General features: G+C 61.3%; 10 protein-coding genes, 1 rRNA gene and 1 pseudogene. 10 read left to right on the top strand and 2 right to left on the bottom strand.

The genetic code is table 11. The features are described from left to right. Positions 1-21: 21 nt before the first annotated feature. The 5 genes from EJ071_RS13730 to EJ071_RS13750 are packed head-to-tail and all read left to right on the top strand — an operon-like array spanning position 22 to position 5,812. Complete coding sequence (locus tag EJ071_RS13730; RefSeq protein WP_126102572.1) at positions 22-717, top strand: type IV secretion system protein; 696 nt, start codon at positions 22-24, stop codon at positions 715-717. Next, on the top strand, positions 714-1,523 hold the full coding sequence (gene virB9 / locus EJ071_RS13735) for a P-type conjugative transfer protein VirB9 (RefSeq protein WP_126098347.1): 810 nt from the start codon (positions 714-716) through the stop codon (positions 1,521-1,523). The genes EJ071_RS13730 and virB9 overlap by 4 nt, the downstream gene beginning before the upstream one ends. Further along, positions 1,523-2,740 (top strand): type IV secretion system protein VirB10, encoded by a 1,218-nt coding sequence (gene virB10, locus EJ071_RS13740; protein WP_126098348.1) that lies wholly within the window; start codon positions 1,523-1,525, stop codon positions 2,738-2,740. Before virB9 ends, virB10 begins: the two co-directional genes overlap by 1 nt. Further along, complete coding sequence (gene virB11 / locus EJ071_RS13745; protein WP_126098349.1) at positions 2,721-3,752, top strand: P-type DNA transfer ATPase VirB11; 1,032 nt, start codon at positions 2,721-2,723, stop codon at positions 3,750-3,752. The genes virB10 and virB11 overlap by 20 nt, the downstream gene beginning before the upstream one ends. After that, a complete protein-coding gene (locus EJ071_RS13750; RefSeq protein ID WP_126098350.1) occupies positions 3,749-5,812 on the top strand; it encodes a type IV secretory system conjugative DNA transfer family protein in 2,064 nt (687 codons plus the stop codon). The genes virB11 and EJ071_RS13750 overlap by 4 nt, the downstream gene beginning before the upstream one ends. 157 nt (positions 5,813-5,969) lie before the next feature. On the opposite strand, the gene EJ071_RS13755 is transcribed toward EJ071_RS13750, so the two are convergent. After that, complete coding sequence (locus EJ071_RS13755) at positions 5,970-6,245, bottom strand: hypothetical protein (RefSeq protein WP_126098351.1); 276 nt, start codon at positions 6,243-6,245, stop codon at positions 5,970-5,972. Positions 6,246-7,111: 866 nt separating this feature from the next. On the opposite strand from EJ071_RS13755, the gene EJ071_RS13760 reads away from it, so the two are divergent. After that, positions 7,112-7,396 (top strand): hypothetical protein, encoded by a 285-nt coding sequence (locus EJ071_RS13760; protein WP_126098352.1) that lies wholly within the window; start codon positions 7,112-7,114, stop codon positions 7,394-7,396. A 371-nt stretch (positions 7,397-7,767) separates the two neighbouring features. On the opposite strand, the pseudogene EJ071_RS13765 reads toward EJ071_RS13760, so the two are convergent. Then, a pseudogene (locus EJ071_RS13765) lies at positions 7,768-8,358 on the bottom strand (SOS response-associated peptidase family protein). Between the two features lie 126 nt (positions 8,359-8,484). Between EJ071_RS13765 and EJ071_RS13770 the strand changes: the two are divergent. The 4 genes from EJ071_RS13770 (at position 8,485) to EJ071_RS13785 (ending at position 11,936) form a co-directional block, all read left to right on the top strand. Beyond that, positions 8,485-9,501: a DUF2235 domain-containing protein gene (locus EJ071_RS13770; RefSeq protein ID WP_126098353.1), complete on the top strand. Its 1,017-nt coding sequence runs from the start codon at positions 8,485-8,487 to the stop codon at positions 9,499-9,501. A gap of 153 nt (positions 9,502-9,654) precedes the next feature. After that, positions 9,655-9,769: ribosomal RNA gene (rrf, locus tag EJ071_RS13775) — 5S ribosomal RNA — on the top strand. Between the two features lie 425 nt (positions 9,770-10,194). After that, positions 10,195-11,151, top strand: a complete 957-nt coding sequence (locus EJ071_RS13780; RefSeq protein ID WP_126098354.1) for a DUF1403 family protein — start codon at positions 10,195-10,197, stop codon at positions 11,149-11,151. A gap of 2 nt (positions 11,152-11,153) precedes the next feature. Next, on the top strand, positions 11,154-11,936 hold the full coding sequence (locus EJ071_RS13785) for an SMC-Scp complex subunit ScpB (RefSeq protein ID WP_245460227.1): 783 nt from the start codon (positions 11,154-11,156) through the stop codon (positions 11,934-11,936). Positions 11,937-11,958 lie beyond the last annotated feature (22 nt).

Raw genomic sequence — 11,958 nt, forward strand, 5'->3', positions numbered from 1 at the left:
TTGAGTGAAGACATGAAACCAATGGACGAGACCTCGAACACCATGCTTCGCTCCTATTTCCAGCAGGGAGATGTCTGGGAAGAAGAGATCGTGAAGCGGGCGAAGCGTTCGGCGCGGCTGGCCTGGTTCTTTGCGCTTCTTCTTGCCGGGCTGGCCGCGCTCGGTCTCTCGGCCGTCGTGCTGATGCTGCCGCTGAAGAGCTTCGAGCCCTATGTCGTGACGGTCGATCGCACGACGGGCTTCATCGAGGTCAAGTCGGGGCTGACGAGACCGACGAATCTGACCGAGCAGGAGGCGGTCACACAAGCCAATGTGGTGCGCTATATCCGCAACCGCGAGGGCTATGACCCATACGCCATCGAGGAGAATTTCGGCATCGCCGCCCTGCTGTCGACGGCGGAGGCGGCGCGCGACCTGCAGGCGCTGTTCAGCGCCGCCAATCCTGAGAACCCGGCCAAGATCTATGGCCGGCTTAAGCGGGTTCTGGTCGAGGTCAAGTCCGTGACCCTGCCGAATGCCAGCACCGCCATCGTGCGCTTCTCGACGACGCAAAAGAGCGAGACGGAGGCAACCGTCCAGCATTGGATTTCCGTTGTCCGCTTCCGCTACACCGATACGCCGGTGCGCAACGAGTGGCGGTTCGAGAACCCGCTTGGCTTCCAGGTCTACAGCTACCGCCGCGATCAGGAGACGGTGAGCCCGGAGCAGGGAGGATGACGGCCCGCTGCCTGGGGGCATGTCTGGCGCTTGGCGCGACCGTGACGGCGGCTTTCGCGGCACAGACGCCGAAAGCAGGGGCGCTCGACCCGCGCGTCAGAAGCGTCGTCTATCAGCAGAACAACGTCGTGCAGGTCTTCGCCACCTATGGTGTCTCGACCATGGTAATCTTCGACGAGGACGAGAAGTTCGAGACGATATCGCTTGGCGATACCGAAAGCTGGCAGGTGGTGCCGGCGGAGAAGGGAAACATCCTCTTCGTCAAGCCGGTCGCCAGGAATGCCGCGACGAACATGAATGTCGTCACGACCAAGCGCATCTACTATCTCGAACTCCAGGACCATGCACCGGGCGCGAGCCGGACGGTGTTCGGCATCCGCTTCGTCTATCCCGACAAGGACGTCGACAGCGCTCTGCGCCGGGAGGCCGAGCAACGGGCCTCCTGGCCGAACATTTCGGCGATCGACAAGGCCAACATCAACATCGACTATTCGTTTTCCGGCGACGCGGACCTGAAGCCGCTTCTCCTGTTCGACGACGGCAACAAGACCTTTTTCCGCTTCGACCGACGCGTGCCGGCGATCTTTGCCGTCAACACGGACTTCTCGGAGACCCTGCGCAATTTCCGTCGCGAAGGCGACTATATCGTCGTCGACGGCACGGCGGCCCAGTTCACGCTGAGGGACGGCAATCAGTGGACCTGCATCTTCAACCTGCGCAAGCCCGATCTGGGCGCTCCCGATCCCGCCATCCTTGGACCGGCTGAAGACAGGCAGGCAAAGAAACGGCGCTGGAGCGGCAATTGATGCAACGCGCTCCAGAACTCATTGCTTTGGGGCAGGGCGAGGATCCCGAGATTGCCGATCGCTCGCTTCGCCGCGGGCAGCTGATCGGCGGCGGCCTGCTTGTCGCTGCCGGCCTCGTCGCGGCCTATTTCGTGCTGGCCGGGCAAGACAAGCCGACAAAAGACGGTGTGAACGGGGAGGAAGAATTCTCGACCACCGGCTTTCGGCCGCCTTCCTTCATGCGCGAAGAAGGCAAGCAGCCGGAGCCTCCAGAACCCAAGGTGCTCGAGCTGCCGCCGCCACCGCCGCCGGCGGCCGCCGAGGAGGAGGTCGACACCACGCAATTCAATGTCCCGCCGCCGCCGGAGCCTGCCGCGGTTGCGGATGCACCAGAGCCACCAGCCGCCCCCGATGACGGTTTCCCTGAGCGTTATCGCTCGAAGATGGTCATCTACGACCAGCGATCGGACGGCGAAGCCGACGGTGCCCGGCGCGATGACGGCAACGGCACGACCGTGGCCGGGGAGGACCGTTCAAGCAAGTTCCTGGCCGCGGCCACCGGTCTTCGCGACCGGGCTGCGAGGGCACGCAAGATCGACCGGATCGACGCCATGGTGCCGGAAGGAACGCTGATATCGGGCATCCTCGAGACGGCGATCGTCAGCGATCTTCCGGGGCAGATCAGGGCAATCGTTTCCCGCGACGTCTATTCCTTCGACGGTCGTCGCGTGCTCATTCCAACGGGCACCCGGCTCATCGGCGAGTACCAGTCGGAGATAACTAAGGGCCAGACGCGGATCTTCGTGGTTTGGACGCGGATGCTGCGCGACGACGGGGTGAGCATCCGCCTCGATTCGATCGGAGCCGACAGCCTCGGCCGGTCCGGACTGACGGGGCACGTCGACAAGAAATTCCGTGAGCGTTTCGGCGCGGCGATCCTGCTTTCGATCGTTGGCGGCGGCGCGAGCTATCTCACCGGCTATGGCAGCGACAGGTCAGGCGGCGGCGGAAATTCCCAGAACGCCGAGGAGACGGCGCACGAGACGATCGCGCGGACGTTTTCCGACATGGCCAACCAGGCGCTCGGTGACAGCCTGAAGATCAAGCCGACCATCAGCGTCGGCCAAGGCGAGCGCATCTTTGTCTTCGTGCGCCAGGACCTGGATTTCTCGGCCATGTATGACGATCCCGTAACAGAGGCACTGAAGGAGGTCCGTCGTGAACGTGGCCTCAGGTGAGCTTGCCCGCCGCGACCGGCACTATTTCCTCTACCGCGCGCTTGCACCGCTGAAGCGTTTTCTCGACGATGAAAACGTGGTCGAGATCTCGGTCAACCGGCCGGGGCAAGTCTATGTCGAGCGCCTTGGCGCCGATCACATGGAGCACCATCGGATACCTGAGTTGACCAGCGCCGAGATCGTTAACATCGGCGAGCGCGTGGCGGCGACAACCAACCAGTTCGTGAGCGCAAGCAACCCGCTGCTGAGCGCGGCACTCCCCTCGGGCGAGCGCATTCAGATCATCCTTCCGCCGGCGGCGCCCGATGGCGGCGCGCTCTCGATCCGCAAGCATCGGGTCAGCGAGCTGACGCTCGAGGACTATCGCGACAGCGGCGCGCTCGAGGGTGTGGCGATAAACATGCAGGGCATGAACGAGACGGACCGGCTGCTCGCCCGCCTGCTTGGCGAGGGTGACATATTCGGCTTCATTCGCTCGGCCATTGCAAATCGCGTCTCGATGCTGATCAGCGGCGGGACCTCGACCGGCAAGACGACGTTCCTCAACGCCTGCCTTGGCGCCGTCTCCCGCCACGAGCGCATCATCACGCTGGAGGACACGCGCGAGCTTACGCCAACTCAGCCAAACACCGTCCACTTGCTGGCCTCGCGCGGCGACCAGGGAACAGCGCAGGTATCCCTTCAATCCCTCCTGGAGGCCTCGCTCAGGATGCGTCCTGACCGGCTTCTCGTCGGCGAGGTGCGCGGCACGGAGGCCTTCGCCTTCTTGAGGGCAATCAACACCGGCCATCCGGGCTCGATGTCGACGGTGCATGCCGACACGCCGCTCGGTGCTTATGAGCAGCTGGCCATGATGGTCATGCAATCCGGCCTGTCGTCGGCTTACCCGAAGGCGGATCTGATCTCCTACATTAGAAGCGTCATCCCGATCGTCATCCAGCTGCGCCGCGATGGCGGCCGTCGCGGCGTCTCCGAGATCCTGTTCGCGCGCGAGCGGGCGACGCCGTCATGACCGGCCTCTTGCGCGCTCTCTACCTGACCTTCAGCCTGGTGATCGGCTACCTGGCCTGGACACTCTGCTACGGACTAGCCTTGCAGCTGATCTATCGCGATGGCCGCATGCTGAGCGCCACCATCACCGCCGATCTGCTGGCGCCAGTGCGGCAGCTGATGGCTTATCCGGACTCGGGCGTGCTTCGCTCGGTGGCGTTTGCCGCGATCGTACCCGCACTCTTCGGTGCGGCCCTGGTAGCCTATGCAGGGCTTCGCCCGGTTTCACACCCGCTTGGCGATGCGCGGTTCCAGGATGCCATGTCGCTTCGCAGGGCAGGGTGGTTCGGCAAAAAGGGGCATATCCTTGGGCGATATGGAAAGAAGATCCTGCGCGTCGATGATGAGCGGCATCATCTGGTGATCGGGCCGACGCGCTCCGGCAAGGGCGCCGGCTATGTTGTGCCGAACGCGCTCACCTATGAAGGCTCGATGGTCGTCACCGATCTCAAGGGCGAGATCTTCAAAAGCACGGCCGGCTATCGCAAGTCGAAAGGCAACCAGGTCTTTTTGTTCGCGCCGGGCTCGGCAAGGACGCATCGCTACAATCCGCTTGATTTCATCCGCACCGACCGCGGCGAGCGCACCACCGACATCCAGAACATTGCTTCGATCCTGGTGCCGGAGACGGTAGACTCCGAGAATGCGATCTGGCAGGCGACGGCCCAGCAGATCATGGCCGGCGTGATCAGCTATGTCTGCGAGAGCGTCTATTATGAGGGCCGGCGAAACCTCGCCGAGGTGAACTCCTTCTTCAACAGCGGCGTCGACCTGCAGGCGCTGATGGCAGCCGTCAGGGAGAGCGAGCCTTACCTGTCGCGCTTCACGCTGGAAAGTTTCAACGCCTATCTTGCGCTGTCGGAGCGCGCGGCCGCGTCGGCGCTGCTCGATATCCAGAAGGCGTTGCGCCCGTTTCGCAACGAGCGCATTGCGGCTGCGACGAGCGTCACGGACATGGACCTGCGTGCGCTCAAGCATCGGCCGATCACCATCTACCTGTCTCCCGGCATCACCGACATCACGCTGCTGAAACCGCTCTTGGCCTTGTTCGTGCAGCAGTTGCTCGATCTCTTGATGCTGGATCACGCAAACCTGCCGGTACCTGTCTATTTCCTGCTCGACGAGTTCCGGCAGCTGAAGAAGATGAGCGAGATCACCACGAAGCTGCCTTATGTCGCTGGTTACAACATCAAGATTGCCTTCGTCATCCAGGACCTGAAGAACCTCGACGAGATCTATGGCGAGACGGCGCGCCATTCGCTGATGGGCAACTGCGGCTATCAGCTGGTATACGGGGCCAACGATCAGGTGACGGCGGAAACCATCTCGAAGAGCCTCGGCAAGCGGACGGTGCGTTACACGACGGAGTCGCGATCGATCGAGCTGATGGGGTTGCATCGCCGCACCAAGGTCGAGCAGCTTCGCGAACGCGACCTGATGATGCCGCAGGAGGTTCGCCAGCTCTCTGCCGACAAAATTGTGATCCTGGCCGAGGCGCAGGCGCCGGTGCTTGCCGACAAGCTTCGCTTCTTCCGCCAGAAGCCCTTCCACCGGATGGAAGCGTTCTCGAGGGCACACACGCCTGAGGTCCCCGCGGTCGAGCTGATGCCGCCAACGACGGTGCCGGCGCTGACAGAAACCTACAGGAGAGGTTTGGACGTCCGCGAGCCGGACCCTGCGGCTCCCGTCCAGTCGTCGACCGGGAGCACACAGTTTGCCAGCGGCCAACCGTCTTCGGCTCTGCTGTATAACGCGGCGCGGCCAGCGAGCTCACCGGCGTCTTTGTCGGCAGGTCCTGCCTCGCGGTCGGGAGCTGCCGTATCGATTGGAGAAGAGGAGAGCCTTTTCTCCGACGAAACGAAGGCTCGATTGCTCGAAGCCAATTTCACCAGGGCCGCCCGGAAGTTGCGGAAAATCGTTCGCGAGAAATCTAAAGCAGAAGGAGGCATTTCCGGCCGCGACTGGGGGGCTATTTTCGATGCGACCGTGCCGGACCCCGCCGAGCAGATGTCGCTGGATTAGCATCGGCTGTAGGCGCGGCGACAAGCAGCGAATCCCGATCCTGGGCGAGCACTGAAAACCAGTTCACGCAGATGATGAACATTCGAACTGAAACAGCTGAGGTTCACGGCAACTCGAAGATGAACATGCCGCCATGGTTGGCTTTACAGCACGTCCATCATCCGACGCGGCTGTCTTGCAACAGCGGTGAAATGGCCAACAGCCTCTTGACCCTCTCGAGTTTAAGCAGTGTCAGTCTCCGCAACGAATTTTCGAAGCTCTCTTGCTTGTTCTCGACGACGAAAACAAGTGTGATGAAATCGAGCAGAAATTCGTCGATTGCTGACGCCAATGATTCAGAGGTCCTGAAACGAGCAAGAAGGTTTCTTGCCTGTTCGATACCGTCGGCATTTGCGGGGCCGATCAGCGCTTCGACAGCTTCGAGATTTTTCAAGGAAAGCCTCCAAACCGCGCCATCAACTCCGCTGGTTGCGAAAGGTTCCCGTATCGAAACCGGCGGACGCTGGAATGCTTACGAGAAGCGTTGCAGGCAAGGCGGCAGTCAAGCAGATTCGGCAGTCGACGCTTATCGAATATGAAATTTCACGCAGTCTGCGACAGACAGATATCCCGATGGATCCGCCGAGGTCCTCCTTGGCTGAAAGAAAGCGGCCGGCGCTGGCTTGTCCCGATAGGCAGCCAGCGCCGGCCGCGCGAACTCAGGTCCGCCACGCGGCCACGACGCCGGCCCTGAATCAAAAACGCAGCCCTGCGGGGCTGCGCGCCGTTTGTAGTTACCAAAACTCACGAGATTTGAGGTTGAGTATTAGTTGTCGCTAACTAATGCGGCATTGGCTTTTTTGCGCAAAATTTAGGCACACAGTCGTGACGTACATCGCTGATATCGACAAAAATATCGGACGGGGATGTAGTTTTACCGGAATCTCAATCGAAGATGCAATAATGGCATGTTCGCGGTGGAACTGTGGGAAATGGATGGGTTGCCCAAAGACGCAGAGCCAACCGACGAACAGCGCGCAGCAGCCAAAGTTTGGTATGCGGCCGAGCAGGCCGCCTGTGAGGATGCTGTGCCGGATGGCCGGAAGACAGGGTAGTCCGACATCGGGCTTTGAGCACCGGGCCGGAGGAGCCGAAGGTGAAGACGGCCAACTTGGCCACCGGGCCTGACCGCAAGCGGCTCTACCCGGAGATCATCACTCGCTTGGAAACAGCCACCGGCCCGGACCGGCGGCTCGACATCGACATCTGCTATGTGATGGGCTGGGTCAACGAACCAGCACGGCGGAAGAGGTCGCCGAATTGGGTCTGCCCTATCTCACCGCCGATCTGGCCAAGGTCGCCGAATTCACCCGGAAATCCCTCAAGGACTGGACGGTCGAGATCGACCATGACCCTTGCGATGCACGCATCCTTGATCCGCAACGTGATAAAACCGGCGACGATCTGGACGACAGAAGTGTCGCCGCCTGGCGCTATTTCGGCAGGCGGCTCAACATGGAGAAACCACTGGCCAACAGCGCTATTGCGCTGACGCTCGCGGCGATTCGCCTTCAGGCTGACAGTTTCTTAGACGACGCGTGGTAAAGCGCAGCCGGAGCATTCCGACGCCATCCGTCATTAACTATGACTGGCAGCCTCATCAGGTCGCGCTCCCCAACGATATCTGCACCGATCGCAACTTGACGCTGATCGGGCGTTTTCTGAGAGAACGCCTCCCGCATGCCGGATCAGAGCCGTGATTGCAGTTTGGGACGACGGCAAACAGGAACAGTGGCGGCTGCATTGCTTTGCGCGCCCCCGAAGCCGCCGCTGCCTTTCTGGGTCACTTTGGAGGCGTCGCCTTCGACCCGAAGCGGGACGGGGAGAGGGCGCACGCGGCGTCTGGCGGCGTCAAGGAGCCTATGAACGAATTCTGGAGCTTGGACCGCTGAGCGTGCCGGAAGTCCTTCGGTAGGCTATGACTTCTCCGGGCGGACGGTCTCGACGGCAAGCGAGCCGATCGGCAGCGGGCGCAGCAGCTCGGCTTCGGGCTTGGTCAGGCTGAGCCATGCCACCCATTCGTGGGGCTGGAGGACGACGACTTGCCGATTGTGATAAGGCGCGACATCGGGGCCGGGATCGGTCGTGAGCATCGTAAAGGTCGGCGGTTTGTTACCGGTAGCTGCACGCCACAGCCCGGCGATCGTCATAAAGGGAGACCCGTTAAGCGTGAAGCGGTGCTTCGCCTACGGATATTTCCCGGTGAATTTGAAAAATGCAGACGCCGGCACGAGACAGCGTTTGCTATTTGCGAATTGCTGGCCTTCGGAGAGGAAATTGAATACCGGCCCGCCATTCAGGCCTGCCGGCGGAAACCCGAAGGTCATTGAAGTACGCTCTATTGCATCATCAGCCGAGCGTATGATCGGCGCCGGGTCGTTGATGCGGACATCGTCCGCCTGTGGCAAATCGAGCTCGGTTTGATGTGTCGGGATCTCGAGCGCCAGTGAGGCCATCATCCGGCAATACTCCGCCCAGGCGATATGCTGCTCGAAATCGTTGCACATGAGAAAGTCCCAGAGACGAACTTGCGTGGTCCGGTGTGCCCATCAGTGACACGGGATCTGCGGGCTACTGGATCAACAAAAAATGCATTAAGCTAGAACGTGGTTCCTAGCGACGAGGGGTAGTCAATGGGTAAGCGAATTGTCGTCTGTATCGACGGCACATGGAACAATGCGGTCAGCCAAACCAACAGCGGTACAAATATCGACATAATATACCAATCCCTGTCAAAAAGAGATCAAACAAAGAACTATTTCCAAGGTGTTGGCGAACACGCCGGAACGCTCGGAAAATGGTTGTTTGGCGCTACCGGGAAGGGTGTCTTCCAGACGGCCAGAGCAGCATGGAAATGGGTGGCTGGAAACCATCAGCGTGGCGACAAGATTTACATTTTTGGCTTTAGCCGGGGGGCGTTCGCGGCGCGGCATCTTGCTGGAATGATCGTCAGGCACGGCCTAAGAGGATGGCAAGGCAATATTGAGGAGGAATTTAGGGAATGGCAGGTTAACGCGGAAAAGCCATGTCTATCCCCTCGCGAAGAGGTACATTTTCTTGGTCTTTTTGATTGTGTCCCAGGTAACCAGATATATGTGATGAGGGACCGGTCGAGGCACCTTAATGGCAGTCGGCTTGAGCCCGGAATAAGGCATTTCCGCCATGCGATGGCTATCCATGAACGGCGCTGGTCATTCAGGCCGATACTGTTTGAAAATACAGGAGATCAGGAGACCTTTAGCCAACTCTGGTTTCCCGGCTACCACAGCGATATCGGGGGAGGGATGAAGGTCGCGGAAGGGTTAGCATGCGTAACTCTTTGGTGGATGGTTCGCGAGGCTTATGGGCTTGATTTGGAATTCGACAATATCGGCTGTGGCCAGCTTCATGAACACGGGCACGCACTCGGGGTGTTGCGTAGCGCTGACCCCGATCAAGAGCCGGTTTGTTCCGATTATTTGACGACAAGATTGGGTCTCAAATACGAAAGGTCGGCGTTAGATCGCGCGAGGCAGGAGAATGTCGCCCCACCATTTCATGAGCTTGCCGACTGCCCTCGGTGTGGCGACGAAATGTTTGACTTCTTTCTCACGGACCCGGGGCAGAGGTGGCTAAGGTCAAAGGGCCTCCTTCGAGGTGGCGCCGGATGAAGAACCCGTTGGCAGCGGGGGAGGCCCTCTTTTATCCGCAAGCATCGCGTGTTGGGCTTCACGCGCTGTGGGGGCGAACTCTAGAATAACTACCAGGGGTTGTCGCCAGATGGCGGCACGGATAGACAGCTTCTCGAACGTGCGTTTTGCCGACCTGGTGGTGATGGCGGAGCGGCTGCACCCGATCCCATTCCGAACTCGGCCGTGAAACGCTCCAGCGCTGATGGTACTTCGTCTCAAGACGCGGGAGAGTAGGTCGCTGCCAGGTCTGCCAAGCGCACGTTCAACTCACATCCGGATCAAACGGATCCGGATTGAGACCAATCTTCTTCTTACGGTTTTTGATGCCTGTCGTTGCCCCGAAAGCCCAAAAACCAAACGGTCGTGTCCCGTCGGGTGGTGTAGCTGAGGGTTATGAAGCCGCTCGCGAGCGCGTTTAGTAGCGCTGCAGACTGTCGAAAGCCGCATTCGGACACCGCTTTGCGCCTCAAGCAATTTCGGCATTGCGGTTTGGAACCGCACTAAATCCAGAGCTTCCTCAGTAGAGCTAATAGAGAGCTCTGGGAGCGGCAGCTAACGTGACTAAATGGCTGATAAGGCAACATTATCATTCGTTTTATAGCGCCGACAGGCTGTGCGTTTTGCGCCGAAAATCATCGCCAAAAGCGCACGACCGCTTTACCCTCCAAACACATGATTCGCCTCGATCCCGCGACCGCCAGCTCCGTCGCCGCGCCACCGACCGTCCCAGCCTGGGCGCTCGCCGACGACGTGCGCAGCGATAGCGACGCCGCCTTCCAAGCCGGCGCCGCCCTGGCTTCGCTCGACACGCTGGCTCGGGCGCAGCCGGCCTGGGCCGGCGCCTGGCGGCAGCGGCTGGCGCTCAACTGCGCCGCCGCCAGCATGCGGCTCGCCGGCCGCGCCGAGGACGCGGCCTGCCTGCGCGATGCCTGGCAGCTTTGCCCGGCCGGCGCCGACCCCGGTCCCGCCGGCGCCATCTATGGCGCCTGGCGCCAGCTGGCGCTGCAGCCGCCGGCGGTCAGCGCCGATCGGCTGGCAAAAGTGGCCGAGATGCTCGGGCTCGCCTGGGACGATGAGGCTCTCGCCGACCTCTGCACGCAGATCGAAGACGTGGCGGGGTCGCAGCGGCCGGCACCGTTCGCCGCGGCGGCAATCGCCGCCCATGTCCTAGCCACCCGCCCCGATGCCGAGCTGTTCGCCTTGTGGCTCGCCGATCTGGTGCTGGCGCAAAGTCTGCATTGGCCGCGCCCGCTGCCGCTGTTGATGGCGCAGGCCTTTGGCCCGGCGTTCCGCACCGAGGGCGGCGGCGGCAAGCGCATCCGACCCGGCGAAAAAAGCTTTGAGCGCTCGGTCTGCGTTGCGCTGGTTCATGCAGTAGCCGATGCCTGCCGGCTGGCCAGCGAACTGTGGCGCCGCGCCGAAAAACTCCTGGCGGTGTCCCCAAAACTGCGCGCCAAAGGCGCCAGCGACGTGATTTTTTTGCTCCTGAATGAAGATGCCGTCGCCGGATCCCTGACGACCAAGAACCTGTCGCGTTTTGCGGCGCGACGACTGTTCGAGCGGCTGCAACACCTCGAGGTTGTGCGCGAGCTGTCGGGTCGCACCAGCTTCCGGCTGTTTGGGCTGTAGCGATGGGCCAAGCCTCCGTCCGCCGCAAGCCGAACGATCAGCCGGCACTGCTGGATACCGAGCTCGAGCACCTGCCGCCGGAACTGCGCTGGCGCGAGTGGATGGGCCGCGTCGAAGCGGTCATTTTTGCGGCCAGCGAACCGGTGACACGTAGTGTCCTCGCGCGGGTGGTGGGAAGAAACTGCAATATCGATCTGATCATCGACGACATTCGCGCCGAGCTCGCCGGCCGCCCTTATGAGCTGGTCGCGGTCGCCGGCGGGTGGCAGCACCGCACCAAAAAGGTTTTTGGCGACGTCATCCACGCCGCATTCGGCCAGCAGGGCGCCGACGGGTCAAAAGAACTGTCGCAGTCGGAGGCGCTCGTGCTGATGTGCATCGCCTATTTCCAGCCGATCACCCGCGGCGAGCTGTCTTCCTTCTTCGGCAAGGAGGTGTCGCGCGATCTCATCGGCGTGCTGCGCGGACAGGATCTCATCGCCTCGGGGCCGCGCAGCCCACAGCCGGGCGCGCCCTACACCTATGTGACGACCAAGAACTTCCTGTCGCAGTTCGGGCTCGACACGCTGCGGCAGCTGCCGGATTTTGAGGCGCTCGAGGACGCAGGGCTGCTGTCGAAGGAAAAGCTTCTGGCGGGAGATATTCCGACCGGATTGGTGAGCGGGAAGAGCGACGGGGACGACGAAGAGCCGTACACAGAGGTCTTTGAAGATGAAATGCCTTCTGGGGTGCTCTCTGAATCTCGTCCTCAGCGTCAGGTTCCAATCCACCATCAGGATGAATGATCCTGCGGCCGGCGAAACACAG

The sequence above is a fragment of the Mesorhizobium sp. M1B.F.Ca.ET.045.04.1.1 genome (assembly GCF_003952465.1).
In the GTDB taxonomy this organism is placed as follows: Bacteria; Pseudomonadota; Alphaproteobacteria; order Rhizobiales; family Rhizobiaceae; genus Mesorhizobium; species Mesorhizobium shonense.

What these genes read in the sequence shown, in the direction of transcription:
- virB10 (WP_126098348.1), top strand. Translation starts at nt 1,523, where the DNA reads ATGCAACGCGCTCCAGAACTCATTGCTTTGGGGCAGGGCGAGGATCCC.
- EJ071_RS13785 (WP_245460227.1), top strand. Translation starts at nt 11,154, where the DNA reads ATGGGCCAAGCCTCCGTCCGCCGCAAGCCGAACGATCAGCCGGCACTG.
- EJ071_RS13770 (WP_126098353.1), top strand. Translation starts at nt 8,485, where the DNA reads ATGGGTAAGCGAATTGTCGTCTGTATCGACGGCACATGGAACAATGCG.
- EJ071_RS13730 (WP_126102572.1), top strand. Translation starts at nt 22, where the DNA reads ATGGACGAGACCTCGAACACCATGCTTCGCTCCTATTTCCAGCAGGGA.
- virB9 (WP_126098347.1), top strand. Translation starts at nt 714, where the DNA reads ATGACGGCCCGCTGCCTGGGGGCATGTCTGGCGCTTGGCGCGACCGTG.
- EJ071_RS13780 (WP_126098354.1), top strand. Translation starts at nt 10,195, where the DNA reads ATGATTCGCCTCGATCCCGCGACCGCCAGCTCCGTCGCCGCGCCACCG.
- EJ071_RS13750 (WP_126098350.1), top strand. Translation starts at nt 3,749, where the DNA reads ATGACCGGCCTCTTGCGCGCTCTCTACCTGACCTTCAGCCTGGTGATC.